The organism is Azohydromonas lata NBRC 102462 (assembly GCF_001571085.1).
GTDB classification, from domain to species: domain Bacteria; phylum Pseudomonadota; class Gammaproteobacteria; order Burkholderiales; family Burkholderiaceae_C; genus Azohydromonas; species Azohydromonas lata.
The window spans coordinates 143,627-160,821 of sequence record NZ_BCTC01000001.1 but is presented as its reverse complement, the minus strand read 5'-3'; the positions used below and the strand labels follow the sequence as shown (position 1 = coordinate 160,821).

The 17,195-nt window shown below is 69.9% G+C and carries 17 protein-coding genes; 9 read left to right on the top strand and 8 right to left on the bottom strand.

Annotated elements, in window-relative coordinates:
* Positions 1-75 precede the first annotated feature (75 nt).
* A complete protein-coding gene (gene fur / locus ALA01S_RS00740; RefSeq protein WP_066330656.1) occupies positions 76-504 on the bottom strand; it encodes a ferric iron uptake transcriptional regulator in 429 nt (142 codons plus the stop codon).
* Positions 505-606: 102 nt separating this feature from the next.
* Between fur and ALA01S_RS00735 the strand changes: the two genes are divergently transcribed.
* Genes ALA01S_RS00735 through ALA01S_RS32490 form a run of 8 tightly spaced genes read left to right on the top strand, consistent with a single transcriptional unit; the run spans position 607 to position 7,845 of the window.
* Positions 607-1,143, top strand: coding sequence for an outer membrane protein assembly factor BamE (locus ALA01S_RS00735; RefSeq protein WP_066330655.1), 537 nt, complete (start codon positions 607-609; stop codon positions 1,141-1,143).
* 31 nt (positions 1,144-1,174) lie between these two features.
* Positions 1,175-2,008 carry a 4-hydroxy-tetrahydrodipicolinate reductase gene (dapB, locus tag ALA01S_RS00730; protein ID WP_066330654.1) on the top strand — a complete coding sequence of 278 codons (834 nt, stop codon included), beginning with the start codon at positions 1,175-1,177 and terminating at the stop codon, positions 2,006-2,008.
* A gap of 15 nt (positions 2,009-2,023) precedes the next feature.
* A complete protein-coding gene (locus tag ALA01S_RS00725; protein ID WP_238455647.1) occupies positions 2,024-2,680 on the top strand; it encodes a MotA/TolQ/ExbB proton channel family protein in 657 nt (218 codons plus the stop codon).
* Positions 2,681-2,722: 42 nt separating this feature from the next.
* On the top strand, positions 2,723-3,172 hold the full coding sequence (locus ALA01S_RS00720; RefSeq protein WP_066330653.1) for an ExbD/TolR family protein: 450 nt from the start codon (positions 2,723-2,725) through the stop codon (positions 3,170-3,172).
* Positions 3,173-3,205: 33 nt separating this feature from the next.
* A complete protein-coding gene (leuS, locus tag ALA01S_RS00715; protein WP_066330652.1) occupies positions 3,206-5,833 on the top strand; it encodes a leucine--tRNA ligase in 2,628 nt (875 codons plus the stop codon).
* Positions 5,834-5,838: 5 nt separating this feature from the next.
* Entirely contained in the window at positions 5,839-6,336 is a 498-nt protein-coding gene (locus ALA01S_RS00710; protein WP_238455650.1) for an LPS-assembly lipoprotein LptE, read from the top strand.
* A 1-nt stretch (position 6,337) separates the two neighbouring features.
* Positions 6,338-7,378, top strand: a complete 1,041-nt coding sequence (holA, locus tag ALA01S_RS00705) for a DNA polymerase III subunit delta (protein ID WP_066330650.1) — start codon at positions 6,338-6,340, stop codon at positions 7,376-7,378.
* A complete protein-coding gene (locus ALA01S_RS32490; protein WP_157118680.1) occupies positions 7,312-7,845 on the top strand; it encodes a hypothetical protein in 534 nt (177 codons plus the stop codon). Before holA ends, ALA01S_RS32490 begins: the two co-directional genes overlap by 67 nt.
* Here ALA01S_RS32490 and ALA01S_RS00700 read toward each other — a convergent pair.
* From ALA01S_RS00700 to ALA01S_RS00670, 7 genes are all read right to left on the bottom strand, one after another.
* Positions 7,838-8,806: a DNA-processing protein DprA gene (locus ALA01S_RS00700; protein ID WP_066330649.1), complete on the bottom strand. Its 969-nt coding sequence runs from the start codon at positions 8,804-8,806 to the stop codon at positions 7,838-7,840. The two genes, ALA01S_RS32490 and ALA01S_RS00700, sit on opposite strands and share 8 nt — an antisense overlap.
* Positions 8,807-8,878: 72 nt before the next feature.
* Positions 8,879-9,805: a 2-hydroxyacid dehydrogenase gene (locus ALA01S_RS00695; RefSeq protein ID WP_066330647.1), complete on the bottom strand. Its 927-nt coding sequence runs from the start codon at positions 9,803-9,805 to the stop codon at positions 8,879-8,881.
* Positions 9,802-10,305 (bottom strand): CinA family protein, encoded by a 504-nt coding sequence (locus ALA01S_RS00690; RefSeq protein WP_066330646.1) that lies wholly within the window; start codon positions 10,303-10,305, stop codon positions 9,802-9,804. The genes ALA01S_RS00695 and ALA01S_RS00690 overlap by 4 nt, the downstream gene beginning before the upstream one ends.
* Positions 10,306-10,333: 28 nt before the next feature.
* On the bottom strand, positions 10,334-10,864 hold the full coding sequence (locus tag ALA01S_RS00685) for a phosphatidylglycerophosphatase A family protein (protein WP_174548598.1): 531 nt from the start codon (positions 10,862-10,864) through the stop codon (positions 10,334-10,336).
* A gap of 16 nt (positions 10,865-10,880) precedes the next feature.
* Positions 10,881-11,855 carry a thiamine-phosphate kinase gene (gene thiL / locus ALA01S_RS00680; protein WP_066330645.1) on the bottom strand — a complete coding sequence of 325 codons (975 nt, stop codon included), beginning with the start codon at positions 11,853-11,855 and terminating at the stop codon, positions 10,881-10,883.
* Between the two features lie 63 nt (positions 11,856-11,918).
* Positions 11,919-12,575, bottom strand: a complete 657-nt coding sequence (locus tag ALA01S_RS00675; protein WP_084267095.1) for a response regulator transcription factor — start codon at positions 12,573-12,575, stop codon at positions 11,919-11,921.
* A 29-nt stretch (positions 12,576-12,604) separates the two neighbouring features.
* On the bottom strand, positions 12,605-14,644 hold the full coding sequence (locus ALA01S_RS00670) for a sensor histidine kinase (RefSeq protein WP_066330644.1): 2,040 nt from the start codon (positions 14,642-14,644) through the stop codon (positions 12,605-12,607).
* A 110-nt stretch (positions 14,645-14,754) separates the two neighbouring features.
* On the opposite strand from ALA01S_RS00670, the gene ALA01S_RS00665 reads away from it, so the two are divergent.
* Entirely contained in the window at positions 14,755-17,049 is a 2,295-nt protein-coding gene (locus tag ALA01S_RS00665; RefSeq protein WP_066330642.1) for an NADP-dependent malic enzyme, read from the top strand.
* Positions 17,050-17,195 lie beyond the last annotated feature (146 nt).

Genomic DNA, 17,195 nt, shown 5'->3' with positions numbered 1-17,195 from the left:
AGCGCGGCCGAGGGCCGCCGCCGCAAAAGCGAAAAGGGCGCCCGCCAGGGCGCCCTTTGCTCATGGCGGGGGCGTTTACTTGGGCCGGAACTGGCACTCCTGCTTGGTGCAGGTGGCGTACAAGGCCAGGGCGTGGTCGTGGATGGCAAAGCCCCGCGCCTCGGCCACGGCGCGCTGGCGGCGCTCGATTTCCGGGTCGTAGAACTCCTCCACGCGGCCGCAGGTCAGGCACACCAAATGGTCGTGGTGCTGGCCCTCGTTGAGCTCGAACACCGACTTGCCGGACTCGAAATGGCTGCGCGTGAGCAGCCCGGCCTGCTCGAACTGCATGAGCACGCGGTAAACGGTGGCCAGGCCGATGTCCGAGCCTTCGATGAGCAGCGCCTTGAACACGTCTTCGGCGGTCATGTGGCGCTGGGAGGTTTTCTGGAACACCTCCAGGATCTTGATACGGGGCAGCGTCGCCTTCAGGCCGCTGCTCTTGAGTTCATCGGCATGCGTCATGACGGCTCTCTCTCAGGCAGACGGGCCCCCGGAAAGGGGGCCGGTAGAATGGGCCGGATCATATCCAGCCTGCGAGGCCCGGCCCGGCGCAGGCCCATCCCCATGCACCGATCAGTCTCACGCCTGCCCGCCGCGCTGCTGGCCGCCTGCACTCTTGCGGGCTGTGCCTCGCTGCAGTCCTCGGACCAGAACCTGCTCGGCATGGTGACGCCTTACCGCATCGAGATCGTCCAGGGCAACGTGGTCACGCGCGAGCAGGCCGCGGCCATACAGCCGGGCATGGCGCGCGCCCAGGTACGCGACATCCTGGGCTCGCCGCTGCTCGCCGACGTGTTCCACGCCGACCGCTGGGACTACATCTTCACCATCCGCCGCACCGGCGCCGAGCCGCAGCGCCGCAGCGTGACGGCCTACTTCGACGGCGAGCGGCTGCAGCGCCTGGACGCGCCGCAGGACCTGCCCTCCGAAGCCGAGTTCGTCTCCTCCATCAGCACGGCCAAGCTGCCCGCCAAGCTGCCGGTGCTGGAGCTGACGCCGGAGCAGCGCGCCAAGCTGCCCGCGCCGGCCCGCACCGAGGCCGCGCCCGCCGCTGCCGCGCCCACCGGCGCCACGCGCGACTACCCGACGCTGGAGCCCTGAGCCCCCGCGCGTTCCTCCCAAGCCTTCTCGCATGACGACCACCAACGCTTCCACCGCCACCGCGCCGCTGCGCATTGCCATCGCCGGCGCTTCCGGCCGCATGGGCCGCATGCTCATCGAGGCCGTGCTCAATTCCGGCGACTGCGTGCTGGCCGGCGCGCTGGACGTCCCGGGCAGCCCCGCGCTGGGCCAGGACGCCGCCGCCTTCCTCGGCCGCCCCGCCGGCGTGGCCATCGTCTCCGACCTGCGCGAGGGCCTGGCCAACGCGCAGGTGCTCATCGACTTCACCCGCCCCGAAGGCACCATGGCGCACCTGCAGGCCTGCCGCGAGCTGGGCGTGAAGCTGGTGATCGGGACGACCGGCTTCAGCGAGGAGCAAAAGGCGCAGATCGACGAGGCGGCCCAAGACATTTCCATCGTCATGGCGCCCAACATGAGCGTGGGCGTGAACGTGGTGATGCGGCTGCTGGACATGGCCGCGCGCGCGCTGAGCCAGGGCTACGACATCGAGATCATCGAGGCCCACCACCGCCACAAGGTCGATGCCCCCAGCGGCACGGCGCTCAAGATGGGCGAAGTGGTGGCCGCCGCCCTGGGCCGCGACCTCAAGGAATGCGCCGTCTACGGCCGCGAGGGCGTCACCGGCGAGCGCGACCCCAGCACCATCGGCTTCGCCACCGTGCGCGGCGGCGACATCATCGGCGACCACACCGTGCTGTTCGCCGGCACGGGCGAGCGCATCGAGATCAGCCACAAGAGCAGCAGCCGCGCCGGCTACGCGCAAGGCAGCCTGCGCGCCTCGCGCTTCCTGGCCGACAAGCCGCAAGGCCTGTTCGGCATGGAAGCCGTGCTGGGCCTGGCCTGACGCCGCCGCCGCGCCGTGGACGGCCTGCAGGCGTTCTGGGACCGCAGCGACGGCATAGGCCGCACCGTGGCGGCGCTGCTGCTGCTGATGTCCATCTCGGCGTGGGTGCTGATCCTGTGGAAGGGCTGGCTGCTGCGCCGCGCCGCGCGTGACATCGCCCGCGGCGTGCCGGCCTTTTGGGCCGCCCCGGCGCTGGACGCCGCGCGCGAGCGCCTGGCCCCGATGGACCGCGAGCAACTGCTGCTGCCGCTGGTGGACGCTGCCCAAGCGGGCGCGCGCGGCGGCACGCTGGAGGCGCACGGCCATGCCGACTCGCAGCTCACCCGCCGCCTGCGCGACGCGCTGCACCGTGTCCTCGGCCAGCTCCAGGCCGGGCAGGTGGTGCTGGCCTCCATCGGCTCGACGGCCCCCTTCATCGGCCTCTTCGGCACGGTCTGGGGCATTTACCACGCGCTCATGGGCATCGCCGCCGAGGGCAGCGGGGGCATAGACAAGGTGTCCGGCCCGGTGGGCGAGGCGCTGGTGATGACGGCCGCCGGCCTGGCCGTGGCCATCCCTGCCGTGCTGGCCTACAACGTGTTCGGCCGCTGGATCGCCGGCAGCGAGGCGGAGCTCGAAGGCTTTGCGCACGACCTGCGCGAGCTGGTGCTCGACGCGGCGCGGGAGTCCTGAGCCATCCATGGGCAGCCATCGCAGCCCGGCACGGGAGTCGCCATGACCTTCGGCCGCCTGGAGAGCAAGAAACCGGCCAAGCCGATGAGCGAGATCAACATGACGCCGCTCATCGACGTGATGCTGGTCCTGCTGGTGATCTTCATGATCACCGCCCCGCTCATGACCTCCAGCCTGCGCCTGGACCTGCCGCAGGCCCAGGGCGCCGAGAGCGAATCGCGCGACCCGCTCAACCTCGCCCTGGACGCCAAGGGCCAGGCCTACCTGGACGACCAGCCGCTGGGCGAGGCGGCCCTGAAGGAGCGGCTGCAGGAGGCCGCCCGCCGCAACGCGCAGGCCGAAGTGCAGTTGCGCGCCGACCGCGCCGTGCCCTATGGCCGCGTGGCCGAGCTGCTCGCGCTGCTGCAGGAAAGCGGGCTCACGCGCATCGGGTTCATCACCGAGCCGCCGCAAGCCGCCGCGGGGCAGGGTGGGGCCTCGGCCCCGAAATGAGGGGCGCCGGGCCGGCTCCTACAATCCCGGCCCATGAACGAAAAGTACGTCCCCGCCGAGGTCGAGTCGGCCGCCCAAGCGCACTGGAACGCGCGCGACGCCTACCGCGTCGTCGAGGATGACAGCAAGCGCAAGTTCTACGCCTGCTCCATGCTGCCCTACCCCAGCGGCAAGCTGCACATGGGCCATGTGCGCAACTACACGATCAACGACATGCTCGCGCGCCAGCTGCGCATGAACGGCTGGAACGTGCTCATGCCCATGGGCTGGGATGCCTTCGGCCTGCCGGCCGAGAACGCGGCGATGAAGAACAAGGTCCCGCCCGCGCAGTGGACCTACTCCAACATCGAATACATGAAGGGCCAGATGCAGGCCCTGGGCCTGGCCATCGACTGGTCGCGCGAGATCGCCACCTGCAAGCCCGACTACTACAAGTGGAACCAGTGGCTGTTCCTGAAGATGCTGCAAGCCGGCATCTGCGAGCGCCGCACCCAGGTCGTCAACTGGGACCCGGTGGACCAGACCGTGCTCGCCAACGAGCAGGTGGTGGACGGCCGCGGCTGGCGCTCCGGCGCCCCGGTCGAGAAGCGCGAGATCCCGGGCTACTACCTCAAGATCACCCAGTACGCCGAGGAGCTGCTGCAGCACGTGCAGAACGGCTTGGCCGGCTGGCCTGAGCGCGTCAAGCTCATGCAGGAGAACTGGATTGGCAAGAGCGAGGGCGTGCGCTTCGCCTTCCCGCACGACATCCGCGACGCCACCGGCGAGCTGATCCAGGGCGGCAGGCTCTACGTCTTCACCACGCGTGCCGACACCATCATGGGCGTGACCTTCTGCGCCGTGGCGCCGGAGCACCCGCTGGCCACGCACGCCGCGGCCGGCAACGCCTCGCTGGCCGCCTTCATCGACGAGTGCAAGCACGGCGGCACCACCGAAGCCGAGCTCGCCACGCAGGAAAAGAAGGGCCAGCCCACGGGCCTGTTCGTCACGCACCCGCTCACCGGCGCGCAAGTGGAAGTGTGGGTGGGCAACTACGTGCTCATGAGCTACGGCGACGGTGCCGTCATGGGCGTGCCCGCGCACGACGAGCGTGACTTCGCCTTCGCGCTGAAGTACCGCCTGCCCATCAAGCAGGTCGTGGCCGTGGAAGGCGAGACCTTCTCGACCGAAGCCTGGGCCGAGTGGTACGGCGACAAGCAGCGCGGCGTGAACGTCAACTCCGGCGAGCTGGACGGCCTCGCCTACAAGGCGGCCGTGGACAAGGTCGCCTCGCTGCTGGGCGACAAGGGCCTGGGCGAGAAGAAGACCACCTGGCGCCTGCGCGACTGGGGCATCAGCCGCCAGCGCTACTGGGGCACGCCCATTCCCATCATCCACTGCGACACCTGCGGCGCCGTGCCGGTGCCGACAGAAGATCTTCCGGTGGTGCTCCCGGAAGACTGCATCCCCGATGGCAGCGGCAACCCGCTGAACAAGCGCGCGGACTTCCTCAACGTCGCCTGCCCCTGCTGCGGCCGCGACGCGCGCCGCGAGACGGACACGATGGACACCTTCGTGGACAGCTCGTGGTACTTCATGCGCTATTGCGACCCGAAGAACCCCGAGGCGATGGTGGCCGGCGGCACCAAGTACTGGATGCCCATGGACCAGTACATCGGCGGCATCGAGCACGCCATCCTGCACCTGCTCTACGCGCGCTTCTGGACCAAGGTGATGCGCGACCTGAAGCTGGTCGAGGTCGACGAGCCCTTCCAGCGCCTGCTCACGCAGGGCATGGTGCTCAACCACATCTACAGCCGGCGCACCGAGAAGGGCGGCATCGAGTACTTCTGGCCGCACGAGGTGGAGAACGTGCTCGACGCGGGCGGCAAGATCACCGGCGCCAAGCTCAAGAGCGACGGCTCCGCGGTGACCTACGAAGGCGTGGGCACCATGAGCAAGAGCAAGAACAACGGCGTGGACCCGCAGCAGCTCATCGAGCAGTACGGCGCGGACACGGCACGGCTGTTCGTGATGTTCGCCGCCCCGCCGGAGCAGACGCTGGAGTGGAACGACGCGGCCGTGGAAGGCGCGCACCGCTTCCTCAAGCGCGTGTGGGGCTACGGCGTGAAGAACGCCGAAGCGCTCCAGGCCGGCGGCGACCCGTCGCAGGCGGCTGACGACGCCGCGCGCGCCCTGCGCCGCGAGGTGCACCTCGTGCTCAAGCAAGTCAGCTACGACTACGAGCGCATGCAATACAACACCGTGGTGTCGGGCTGCATGAAGCTGCTCAACGCGCTGGAGTCCTTCAAGGGCGAAGGCGCCGCCGCGGCCGCGGTGCAGCGCGAAGCCTTCTCGGTGCTGCTGCGCACGCTGTACCCGGCCTGCCCGCACCTCACGCACGGCCTGTGGCAGGACCTGGGCTACGCGGCGGCGTTGGGCGAGCTGCTGGACGCGCCCTGGCCGCAGGTGGACGAAGCCGCGCTGGTGCAGGACCGCATCGAGCTGGTGCTGCAGGTCAACGGCAAGCTGCGCGGCGCGGTGAGCGTGCCCGCCGGCGCGGACAAGGCGGCGATCGAAGCCGCCGCCCTGGCCAGCCCCGACTTCCAGAAGTTCGCCGAGGGCAAGGCGCCCAAGAAGGTGATCGTGGTGCCGGGCCGCCTGGTCAACGTGGTGGTCTGAGCGTGATGCGCCGCCGCACGCTGCTGGCCGCCACGGCCACCCTGCCTGCCGCCTCGCTGTTGGGTGGCTGCGGCTTTGCGCTGCGGCGCCCGCCGCCGCTGAGCTTCGAGCGCCTGGCGCTGGTGGGCTTCGCGGCGGGCTCTCCCATGGAGCAGGCATTGCGGCGCCTCATGCCGGAGACGGTGACGCTGGTGGATGCGCCGCAGCAGGCGCAGGTGGTGCTGGAGTCGCTGCTGGAGCGGCGCGAGCGCGTCGTCTCCGGCACCACGTCCTTCGGCCAGGTGCGCGACATGGCGGTGCGGGTGCGGTTTCGCTACCGCGTGAGCACGCGCGCCGGCAAGCCGCTCGTGGATCCGTCAGAGCTGCTGCAGGCCCGGGACCAGAGCTACAACGAAACCCTGGCCCTGGCCAAGGAGCTGGAGCAGACCGAGCTCTACCGCGACATGGAGACCGACATCGCCATACAGGTGCTGCGCCGGCTGGAAACGGTGCGGGAGATCTGAAGTGCAGTTGCGCGCGCAGGCCCTGGCCGCCCACTTGGCCCAAGGCCTCAGGCCCGTGTACGCGCTGTACGGCGACGAGCCGCTGCAGATGCAGGAAGCGGCCGACGCCATTCGCGCCGCCGCGCGCGCGGCCGGCTTCACCGAGCGCCAGGTGTTCACCGTCAGCGGCAACCACTTCGACTGGAGCAGCCTCCTGGGCGCCGCCCAGGAGATGAGCCTCTTCGCCAGCCGGCAGCTCATAGAGATCCGCATCCCGTCGGGCAAGCCCGGCAAGGACGGCTCCGTCGCGCTGCAGCGCTACTGCGAGCTGATCAACCCGGACGTGCTGACGCTGGTGCACCTGCCGCGGCTGGACCGCCAGCAGCAGCAGTCGGCCTGGTTCCTGGCGCTGGACGGCGCGGGCGTGAGCCTGCGCATCGATCCCGTGGAGCGCCGCGAGCTGCCGGCGTGGATCGCCCGCCGCTTGGGGGCGCACGGCCAGCGCGTAGTGCCGGGCGAGGAGGGCGAACGCACGCTGGCCTTCTTCGCCGACCGCGTGGAAGGCAACCTGCTGGCCGCGCACCAGGAGGTCGAAAAGCTCGCGCTGCTGTACCCGGCGGGCGAACTGGGTTTCGAGCAGGTCGAGCAGGCCGTGCTCAACGTGGCGCGCTACGACGTCTTCAAGCTCAGCGAGGCGGTGCTGTCCGCCAACCCGGCGCGCACGCTGCGCATGCTGCAGGGCTTGAGAGCGGAAGGCGAGGCGGCCGTGCTGGTGCACTGGACGCTGGCCGAGGACATCCGCGCCTTGAAACGCGGGCGGGATGCGCTCAACCAGGGCAAACCGCTGCCCATGGCGCTGCGCGAGGCGCGGGCCTGGGGGGCGCGGGAGCGGCTGTTCGAACGCGCCTTGCCGCGCGTCACCGACGCGCAATTGACGGAATGGCTGACGGCGGCGCGGATTTGCGACGGGCTGGTGAAGGGCTTGAAGCACCCGGAATGGCCTTCGGAACCCTGGGATGGGTTGCAGAAACTGGCCTTGATGGTGATGCAGGGGCTGCGCTGAAAATTAATATGTCAAAAGCTTCCGCCTCCAAGAAATATGTGATCGGCGCCATCATTGCCGCGTCGATGCTGGTTCCCTTGGCCTATTTGCTGAGCACGCTTTTTATTTTCAAGGCGGGCGATGCGTCTGCTTTCCAAGACACGCCGCCTGTTGTTTCACATGACGGCACCGTCGATTTGGCATTGCGTGTGGCTGTCCTGGATTTGGACGCTCCCGCCTTCAACCGATTCACCGACATGCAATTGCAGTTCCGTCCCAAAGGAACCGATGCATGGACTACCGTTGCTCCAATAGGAGAGCCAGAAGAAGTCAAAGGCAATGCCGACAATCAGCTTTTATATCGCTTCAAATTCCCATTGAAGCAAGCCAACGTCGAATACGAATACCACTTCACGTGCCGCATAGACGGCCATCCCAAGGTCGCGGCCGGGCACGGCACACTTCAAATCCCATCGGAAGTTAAATAGCCAAACCGCGCTGGGCTGGCAAATTCACATCAAGTGCCGTTTCAAATTCAGTGACGATTCGAGGATTGGGCCAGACCATTGCTCCCTTGGTACACAAGGCGTCAACACTGGCAGAGGCCTCGCCCGTCGCCCTCACGTACACCGGCACAAGATTGAGCTTGTCCAACTGCTCCACCGCTCCTGCCCAAGTGCTGCCCTTCCTGAAACTGGCATTCAGCACCAAGGCCGCATCCGCCAGCGCATAAATCAATTTGTTCCGGCGCGTCGCCAGGCTGGCGTTGAACGTGGCATTGGGGTCGTAGGGCGAAATCAAAACCAAACGACCGTCGCCCAGGCGCCTGCGATAGTCCCGGCCCTTTGCCGTCTTTTCCAAACTATCCGCCAGCACGGCGGAAACCTGCCCGCCGGCGCTGAATGCGCCGTGCATGGCGATCTGGTCAATGCCCTGGGCGCCGCCGGATACCAGGGTTTTGCCGGCCTGGGCCGCCAGGCGGCTCACCGCCATGGCGTCATCCACCAAGGCATCGTCCATATGCCGCGAGCCGACCACGGCCAGCCCGCCGGAATCCAGCAGTGTGTTGTCGCCGCAGCCGTAAATGATCGGCGGTGATTCCTCGCGCAGATGGGATTTGAATCGACGGGGGTAATCGGCATCCGCGCGGCTCACGACCCAAATGTCGTGGGATTGCCAACGTTTCACGGTTTGCTCCAGCACGGCAACACGACCCAGCAGCCAGCGCAGGCGCACGGCATCGACCACAGACTGGCAGAGCTGCAATAAATCTTCCGCCTCCTCTCCCAGGAAATCCGCGGGCTGCCGCTTGATGTCCCGCAGATGGCGCGCCAGCGCGTTGTATTCCGCGAGTTTCAGAAGCTCTGACGGCGCGGCGCCACGTCCGCCCATGAGCGGCGCCGTCAACAGGAGAATCGCCTGGGTATTGGGAGACAGGGTTTCAAGCATCCATCACTCCTTGGAGAAATGGCCTTGCGGGCCGGGCGGTGCCCGGCTTTTGAAACCCGTTGACGGCGGGGATCAGTAGCCCCGGCCGGACTCCACGCGGTGCAACGGCAATTCGCCGGCCAGGACGGCGCGCACGTTCTGGGCTGCCACTTCCGCCGCGCTGCGCGCGTCCGTCAGCGCCGCGGCGTGCGGCAGCACCGTCACACGCGGATGCGTCCAAAAGGGGTGATCGGCCGCCAGCGGCTCGGCCTGGAACACGTCCAGCACCGCATGCCGCAGCCGCCCGGCGTCCAGCGCGGCCAGCAGATCGGCTTCCACCACATGCCCGCCGCGCGCCAGGTTCACCAGGCTGGCGCCTTGCGGCAGCAGCGACAGCCGCGCGGCGTCGAACAACCCGCGCGTGGCCGGCGTCAGTGGCAGCAGGTTCACGACGATCTGGCTGCGCGCAAGCAGTGCGGGCAGCTCGGCGTCGCCACTGACGCACTCGATGCCGGGCTCGCTGCGCGGCCGCGCGCTCCAGCCCGCCACGCGGTAGCCCTGGGCCACGAGGCGGCGCGCGGCGGCCAGACCCATCTCGCCTAAGCCCAGCACGGTCACGCCAACCTCGTCGGCGCGGCGCTGGGGCAGGTGTTTCCAGACGCCCTCGCGCCGCTGCCGCGCGTAGTCGAAGAAGCCGCGGTGCAGCGACAGCACGGCCCACAGCGCCGTTTCGGCCATCGCCGTGCTCATGGCAGGGTCCACCATGCGGACGATGGGCACGCCGGGGGGCAGGGTGTCGTCGGCCAGCAGGCGGTCCACGCCGGCCCACAGCGACTGGATGAGTTTCAAGCCCGTCAAGCCGCGCAGGCTGCCCGGGGGCGGGTTGGCGACCAGCGCGACGTCCACCTCGGCGCCGGGCACGGCGTCCACCCACTGGGCTTGCGGCAGCGCCGCCTGCAGCGCCGTGAGCCAGGACTGGCGCTCGGCGGCACCGAGCTGGCCGACCAGGGCGAGTCTCATGAGGACGCCTTGGCGGCGTGTGCCGCCGCCCAGGCCAGCACGTGGCGGACGGTCGCTTGGCGCACCGCGGCCCGGTCGCCGCCGAGTTGCAGCAGCTCGGCCCCAGCGGCGCCGCTGCGGCCGGCCCAACCGAACCAGACCGTGCCCACCGGCTTGCCCGGCACCGCGCCGCCGGGGCCGGCGATGCCGGTGACGGACAGCGCCAGGTCGGCATGGGCGTGCGCCAGGGCGCCGGCGGCCATCGCGCGCGCCACGGCCTCGCTCACGGCGCCGTGGGCGGCGATCAGCGCGGCGGGCACGCCCAGGGATTCCGTCTTGGCCTCGTTGCTGTAGGTGACGAAGCCGCGCTCGAACCAGTCGCTCGATCCGGCCACGGCCGTGCAGGCGGCGGCGATCAGGCCGCCGGTGCAGCTCTCGGCCGTGGCGATGCGCCAGCCGCGCCTGCGCAAGGCGGCGGCGAGGGCGTCAACGAGAGGGTTCAGATCGTCGGGGAAGTTCATGTGAAAGCTCTCCTGCCAGCCGGGCGGCTCACATCGTGAACCGCCGCCACAGCGCGATCACCAGCACCGTGCAGAAGGCGGCCACCACGTCGTCGATCAGGATGCCGAAGCCCTGGGCCCAGCCCGGCGGCCGCTGGTCGTGGCTCTTGAACAGCCCGTCGGCCCAGCCCACCGGCCCAGGCTTGGCCGCGTCGAAGAAGCGGAACAGCGCGAAGGCGACGAGCTGCCCGGTGAGGCCCATGGGCAGGGCCAGCCACAGCACGGCCCAAAAGGCGATGACCTCGTCCCACACGATGGCGCCCGGGTCGCCCGTGCGCAGGTGCCGCGCCGTCAGCGTGCAGGCCCACCAGCCCACGAAGAAACCGCCCAGCAGCAACCAGCCCCACTGCGCGCTGGTCAGCCATTGGTCCAGCACCAGGAAACTCAGCCACGCCCACAGCGTGCCCACCGTGCCCGGCGCCTTGGGCGAGAGCCCGCTGCCGAAACCCAGCGCGATCCAGTGCGCCGGGTGGCCCACCATGAAGCGGAACGTGGCCCGGCGCGGGGCGGAGGTGCTCATCGCGCGCGCCCTCGGCTCAGGCCGACAGGAAATGGTCGAAGGACGGGAAGTCGCCCTGCAAAGGCCGGCCCTCGCCATCCACCAGCCGCACGCCGGGTTCGCCCTGCAATTCGCCAATGCGCGCCACGCCCACGCCCAGGGCCTGCGCAGCGGCCAGAACCTCGCCGCGCCGCGCGGGCGGGGCGGTGAACAGCAGCTCGTAGTCGTCGCCGCCGGACAAGCCGCATTCCAGTTGCAGCGCACGCGGCTGCGACGCCAGCACGGGGCTGCGGGGCAGGGCGTCGGCGTCGATGCGCACGCCCACGCCGGAGGCGCGCAGCACGTGGCCCAGGTCGCCCAAGAGGCCGTCGCTGAGGTCTATGGCGCTGTGCGCCAGGCCGCGCAGCGCCTGGCCCAGCGCCACGCGCGGCGTGGGCAGCTCCATGGCGCGGCGGGCGGCGTCGAAGTCGCGGCCTTCCAGCGACACCTGGCCGCGGAACACCTCCAGGGCCAGCCGCGCGTCGCCGATGCCGCCGCCCACCGGGTGGCTGACCCACAAGTCGTCGCCCGCGCGCGCGCCGCTGCGCAGCAGCGCCTGCCCCGCGGGCACCTCGCCGAAGACGGTGATGCAGATGTTCAGCGGCCCGGCCGTGGTGTCGCCGCCGACCAGCTCAATGCCGTGCTCGTCCGCCAGCGCGAGCAGCCCGCGCGCAAAACCTTCGAGAAAGGCCGGGTCCGCCTTGGGCAGCGACAGCGCCAGGGTGAAGGCCAGGGGCCGCGCGCCGCAGGCGCCCAGGTCGCTCAGGTTCACGGCCAGCGACTTGTGGCCCAGCCGCGCCGGATCGACGGTGGAGAGGAAGTGCCGCCCCTCCACCAGCATGTCGCTGGAAACGGCCAGCTGCATGCCCGGCGTGACCTGGAGCAGCGCGCAGTCGTCGCCCACCCCCAGCGCCGCGCGCCGCACCGGGCGCTTGAAGAACTTCGCGATCAGGTCGAACTCGCCGAGGGCCATGGGTCAGGAGCGGTTGAAGCGGAGAAAAAAAGAAAGGCAAAAGGCGCGGCCAGAGCGGCGGCTTCAGCCCTGGCCCTGCTCGCGCAGCAGGTTGGCCAGCTCGACGGCGGATTTCACGTTCATCTTCTCGAAGAGGCGGGCCCGATGGACTTCCACCGTGCGCACGCTGATGCCCAGCGCGTTGGCGATGAGCTTGTTGGGCTTGCCCTCGATGACGAGCTGCATCACGTCGCGCTCGCGCTCGGTCAGCTCGGCCAGCGCATGCGACTTCACCTGCGCCTCGCGGCGGCGGTTGATGGCCTCGGCCGACAGGGCCAGCGCCTGCTCCACGCGGTCCACCAGCGCGTTGTCGGAAAAGGGCTTCTCCACGAAGTCGAAGGCGCCGCGCTTGACCGCCGCCACCGCCGTGGGCACGTCGCCGTGGCCGGTGAGGAAGATCACGGGCAGCGCCGACGTGATGCCGCGCTCCACCAGGCGCTCGAAGAGTGTCAGGCCGCTGGCGCCGGGCATGCGCACGTCCAGCAGCAGGCAGGAGGGCGCGTCCGGCCAGCTCGCGCGCGAGGCGGGTGGCAGCCCGTCCAGCATCGCCTCGAAGGACTCGGCGCTGTTGAAGCCTTCGGAAAGCAGCCGCCGCGAGCGCAGCAGCCAGGCCAGCGCGTCGCGCACCACATCCTCGTCATCGACGAGGTACACCATGGGGAGACCGAGGGGAGGCAACATTTCGGAAGTATCGGCGATGGGATGGACGATCACGCCTTCGTGGGCGCGCCGCGCAGCGCGCGCGCCGCATCCGGCAGCGTGAAGCGGAACTCGGTGCCGCCGGGTCCTTCCGGCGGCGGGTGGCTTTCGAACTCCAGCGCCCCGCCGTGCTGCTCGATCACGGTGCGGCACAGGCTCAAGCCAAGGCCCATGCCCTCGGTGCGCGTGGTGAAGAAGGGCGTGAACAGGCGCTGCGCCACCTCGGCCGGGATGCCGGGGCCGGCGTCCATCACCGAAAACGCCACGCGCCCCTCGGCCGACGGGTGCACGCGCAGCCGCAGCACGCGCTGCGCCAGCGGCGTGGCCGTTTCCATGGCCTGTATGCCGTTGCGCGTGAGGTTGAGCAGCACCTGCTCCAGCATGGTCCGGTCGCACAGCACGCGCGGAATCGGGTCCGGGTACTCCATCTCGATGCGCGTGCCGCTCTTGCGCGCCTGCAGCCGCACCAGGGGCAGCACGGCGTCCATGAGCTGGTCGGCGCGGATGCTCTCGCGCGCCTGCTCGCGCCGGCGCACGAAGTCGTGGACGCTCTTGATCACGCGCCCGGCCCGCTCGGCCTGCTCCGCGATGCGCGTCACCGCATGGCGCAGCATGTCGTAGGTCTGGTCGTCGGGCTGCTGCAGCAGGTTGAGCGAGCCGGTGGCGTAGCTGGCGATGGCCGCCAGCGGCTGGTTGAGCTCGTGGCTGAGCAGCGAGGCCATCTCGCCCACGGTGGCCAGCCGCGCCGAGGCCTGCAGCCGCTCCTGCTGCTGGCGCGAAAGCTCCTCCACCCGGCGCTGCGCGCTCATGTCCAGCACCGCGCTCATCCAGCCCGTGTGCCGGCCCGCGCCGTCCACCAGCGGCGTCTCGTAAATCATCACCGGGAAGCGCTCGCCGTCGCGGCGCATGAACACCGTCTCGAACCCTTCCTGGTGCGGGTTGGCCACGGGCTCGGCGCGCATGCGCACGGCCTGGCGCTCGGTGTACTCCTCAACGAATTCGGGCGGCCAGTACGGCGGCGGCGCGGTCTGCAGCAGCTCCTCGGCGCTGAAGCCCACCATGGAGCAGAAGGCGGCGTTGACGTAGGAGATGCGCCCGTCCAGCGTGCGCGCGCGCAAGCCGGTGCTCAGCGAATCCTCCATCGCCTTGCGAAAGGCCAGCGCCTCGGCCAGCGCGTGCTCGGCGTGCGCGCGGCGCCGCACGTCGCGCGCCAGCAGCAGCAGCAGCGCAAACAGCGCCACCGACAGGCCCAGCACCAGCGCCGTGGCGAGATTCGGGATGAGCCGCGGGCTGCCCTCGGCGCTGTCCACGCGCAACTGCAGCGCGCTGCCCGGCAGCTCCAGCAGGTGGCGTGCGTTGTAGACGCCCGCACCCCGCGCCATGCCCGCGCGCGCCAGCCGCGTGCCGTCCACCTCCACGATGGAGAACTCGTGCCGCCGCAACCGCTCCTCGCCCGCCGCCGCCTCCAGCAGCGCGCCCAGGCCGAAGCTCACGACCACGAAGCCGTCGGCCACGCCCTCGCGCTGCACGGGGATGCAGGCATCCACCACCTCCACGCCCAAGCCGCCGGGCTGCGGGACGAAGTAGCTGCGCGAAAAGGCCGGCGCGCTGGCCCGGCGCGCGGCGCCGCAGGCGGGCTCCAGCTCGGCGCTCATCTCCTGGCGGCCCAACTGCGTGAACAGCGGCGCGCTGAAGGGGGAGGCCAGGCTCCCGAGCAGCGCCATGTCCTCGCCGCGGCGCTCCACGCGCAGCACCTCGTGCTGCGTGCGCAGCAACTGCGTGGCGCCGGACTGCCACTGCGCCGGCGCGCCCGCGCTCCACAGCAGCGCCTGCAGCGCCTGCACGCTGCGCAGCACCGTGCGGCGCAGCTCGGCCGACACCTCCTCGGCCACGCGGTCCACCGCCTCCTGCTGCCGCGTGGCCTCGTGGCGCACCGTCAGCAACACCAGCAGCGTCTGCGCCACCAGCAGCAGCGCCACCAGCGCCCCCCACAACAGCGCGCGCCGCACCCGGCCGGAGAGGGCATCGCGAAGCAACAACAAGACGTTCATCGGGGCGCGAGTATCGGCCAGTGCAAGGCCTCTACACCAAGGCGCGGGGGAACGCTTTGACGAGGCTCCTACAATCACTGCCCCCCGCACAGCAAAGAACGTCCACCTCCATGTCCACTGCTGAAGACAAGAGCGCCGAGTTGCGTCGCGCTGCCCTCGAATATCACGAGTTCCCGGTCCCGGGCAAGGTGTCCATCGCGGCCACCAAGTCCATGGTCAACCAGCGCGACCTGGCGCTGGCGTATTCGCCGGGCGTGGCCGCCGCGTGCGAGGAAATCGTGGCCGACCCGGCCAACGCCTTCCGCTACACCTCGCGCGGCAACCTGGTGGCCGTGGTGACCAACGGCACCGCCGTGCTGGGCCTGGGCGACATCGGCCCGCTGGCGTCCAAGCCGGTCATGGAAGGCAAGGGCGTGCTGTTCAAGAAGTTCGCCGGCATCGACGTCTTCGACCTGGAGCTCAACGAGAAGAACGTCGACAAGCTCGTCGACATCATCGCCGCGCTGGAGCCCACCTTCGGCGGCGTGAACCTCGAAGACATCAAGGCGCCGGACTGCTTCTACATCGAGCGCAAGCTGCGCGAGCGCATGAACATCCCCGTGTTCCACGACGACCAGCATGGCACCGCCATCGTCGTGGGCGCGGCGCTGCTCAACGGCCTGAAGGTCGTGGGCAAGGACATCACCCAGGTCAAGCTCGTGGCCTCGGGCGCCGGCGCCGCCTCGCTGGCCTGCCTGAACCTGCTGCTCAAGCTGGGCATGCCGCGCGAGAACATCTGGGTCACGGACCTGGCCGGCGTCGTCTACCAGGGCCGCACCGAGCTGATGGACCCGGACAAGGCCGAGTTCGCGCAGGAAACCACCGCGCGCACGCTCTCCGAAGTGATCGAGGGCGCCGACGTGTTCCTGGGCCTGTCGGCCGGCGGCGTGCTCAAGCCTGACATGGTGCGCCGCATGGCGACGAAACCGCTGATCTTCGCGCTGGCCAACCCCACGCCGGAGATCGCGCCCGAGGACGTCAAGAAGGTGCGCGACGACGCCGTCATGGCCACGGGCCGCACCGACTACCCGAACCAGGTCAACAACGTCCTGTGCTTCCCCTACATCTTCCGCGGCGCGCTGGACTCCGGCGCCACGACGATCACGGTGGAGATGGAGATCGCCGCGGTGCACGCCATCGCCGAGCTGGCCCAGGCCGAGCAAAGCGAGGTGGTGGCCGCCGCCTACGCCGGCGCCACGCTGAGCTTCGGCCCCGAGTACCTCATCCCCAAGCCGTTTGACCCGCGGCTGATGATCAAGATCGCCCCGGCCGTGGCCCAGGCGGCGGCCGACTCCGGCGTGGCCTCGCGTCCCATCCAGGACATGGACGCCTACCGCGAGAGGCTGCAGCACTTCGTCTACGCCTCCGGGACGACGATGAAGCCCATCTTCGCCGTGGCCAAGTCCGCCGAGCACCGCCGCGTGGCCTACGCCGAGGGCGAGGAAGAACGCGTGCTGCGCGCCGTGCAGATCGTGGTGGACGAGAACCTGGCGCGGCCCACGCTCATCGGCCGCCCCACCGTCATCGCCCAGCGCGTGGAGAAGTTCGGCCTGCGCCTGCAGGAGGGCCGCGACTACGACGTGGTCAACATCGAGCACGACGAGCGCTACAAGGACTTCTGGCAGACCTACCACCAGCTCATGGAGCGCCGCGGCGTCACGCAGCAGTTCGCCAAGATCGAGATGCGCCGCCGCCTCACGCTCATCGGCTCCATGCTGCTGCACAAGGGCTACGTGGACGGGCTGATCTGCGGCACCTGGGGCACCACGGCGCTGCACCTCACGCACATCGACGCGCTCATCGGCCGCCGCGAGGGCGTGGGCAACTACGCCTGCATGAACGCGCTCATCCTGCCGGGCAAGCAGGTGTTCCTGGTGGACACGCACGTCAACTACGACCCCACCGCCGAGCAGCTCGCCGAGATCACCATCCTGGCCGCCGAGGAGCTGCGCCGCTTCGGCATCGAGCCCAAGGCCGCGCTGCTGTCGCACTCCAACTTCGGCTCCAGCAACCAGCCCTCGGCCGTGAAGATGCGCGACGCCCTGGCCCTGGTGCGCGAGCAGGCCCCCTGGCTGGAAATCGACGGCGAGATGCATGGCGACACCGCGCTGGACGCCGCGCTGCGCGCCGAGCAGATGCCGCGCTCCAGCCTCAGCGGCGAGGCCAACCTGCTGGTGCTGCCCAACATCGACGCGGCCAACATCGCCTACAACCTGCTCAAGACGGCCGCGGGCGGCGGCATCGCCATCGGCCCCATCCTGTTGGGCGCCTCCAAGCCGGTGCACATCCTCACGCCCTCGGCCACGGTGCGCCGCATCGTCAACATGACGGCGCTGACCGTCGCCGACGCCAACGCCCCGCGCTGATCCGGCAGGCGCCGCCCGGCCCGTCGAGGCCCACCCGGGATTGTCCCGGGTGCCCGCCATTGGCGCCTTGGCGGCGGCCTTGAACCCTGCTGCACCAAAAAAACCCCGTGACGGCAAGCCGCACGGGGTTTTTGCACTGCGCTGGT

Excerpts from the sequence above, each read along its gene's own strand:
- ALA01S_RS00700 (WP_066330649.1), bottom strand. The coding sequence starts at position 8,806 with ATGCTTGAAACCCTGTCTCCCAATACCCAGGCGATTCTCCTGTTGACG.
- ALA01S_RS00710 (WP_238455650.1), top strand. The coding sequence starts at position 5,839 with ATGCGCCGCCGCACGCTGCTGGCCGCCACGGCCACCCTGCCTGCCGCC.
- ALA01S_RS00670 (WP_066330644.1), bottom strand. The coding sequence starts at position 14,644 with ATGAACGTCTTGTTGTTGCTTCGCGATGCCCTCTCCGGCCGGGTGCGG.
- fur (WP_066330656.1), bottom strand. The coding sequence starts at position 504 with ATGACGCATGCCGATGAACTCAAGAGCAGCGGCCTGAAGGCGACGCTG.
- ALA01S_RS00675 (WP_084267095.1), bottom strand. The coding sequence starts at position 12,575 with ATGTTGCCTCCCCTCGGTCTCCCCATGGTGTACCTCGTCGATGACGAG.
- ALA01S_RS00665 (WP_066330642.1), top strand. The coding sequence starts at position 14,755 with ATGTCCACTGCTGAAGACAAGAGCGCCGAGTTGCGTCGCGCTGCCCTC.
- ALA01S_RS00695 (WP_066330647.1), bottom strand. The coding sequence starts at position 9,805 with ATGAGACTCGCCCTGGTCGGCCAGCTCGGTGCCGCCGAGCGCCAGTCC.
- ALA01S_RS00735 (WP_066330655.1), top strand. The coding sequence starts at position 607 with ATGCACCGATCAGTCTCACGCCTGCCCGCCGCGCTGCTGGCCGCCTGC.
- dapB (WP_066330654.1), top strand. The coding sequence starts at position 1,175 with ATGACGACCACCAACGCTTCCACCGCCACCGCGCCGCTGCGCATTGCC.
- leuS (WP_066330652.1), top strand. The coding sequence starts at position 3,206 with ATGAACGAAAAGTACGTCCCCGCCGAGGTCGAGTCGGCCGCCCAAGCG.
- ALA01S_RS32490 (WP_157118680.1), top strand. The coding sequence starts at position 7,312 with ATGGCCTTCGGAACCCTGGGATGGGTTGCAGAAACTGGCCTTGATGGT.
- ALA01S_RS00720 (WP_066330653.1), top strand. The coding sequence starts at position 2,723 with ATGACCTTCGGCCGCCTGGAGAGCAAGAAACCGGCCAAGCCGATGAGC.
- ALA01S_RS00685 (WP_174548598.1), bottom strand. The coding sequence starts at position 10,864 with ATGAGCACCTCCGCCCCGCGCCGGGCCACGTTCCGCTTCATGGTGGGC.
- thiL (WP_066330645.1), bottom strand. The coding sequence starts at position 11,855 with ATGGCCCTCGGCGAGTTCGACCTGATCGCGAAGTTCTTCAAGCGCCCG.
- ALA01S_RS00690 (WP_066330646.1), bottom strand. The coding sequence starts at position 10,305 with ATGAACTTCCCCGACGATCTGAACCCTCTCGTTGACGCCCTCGCCGCC.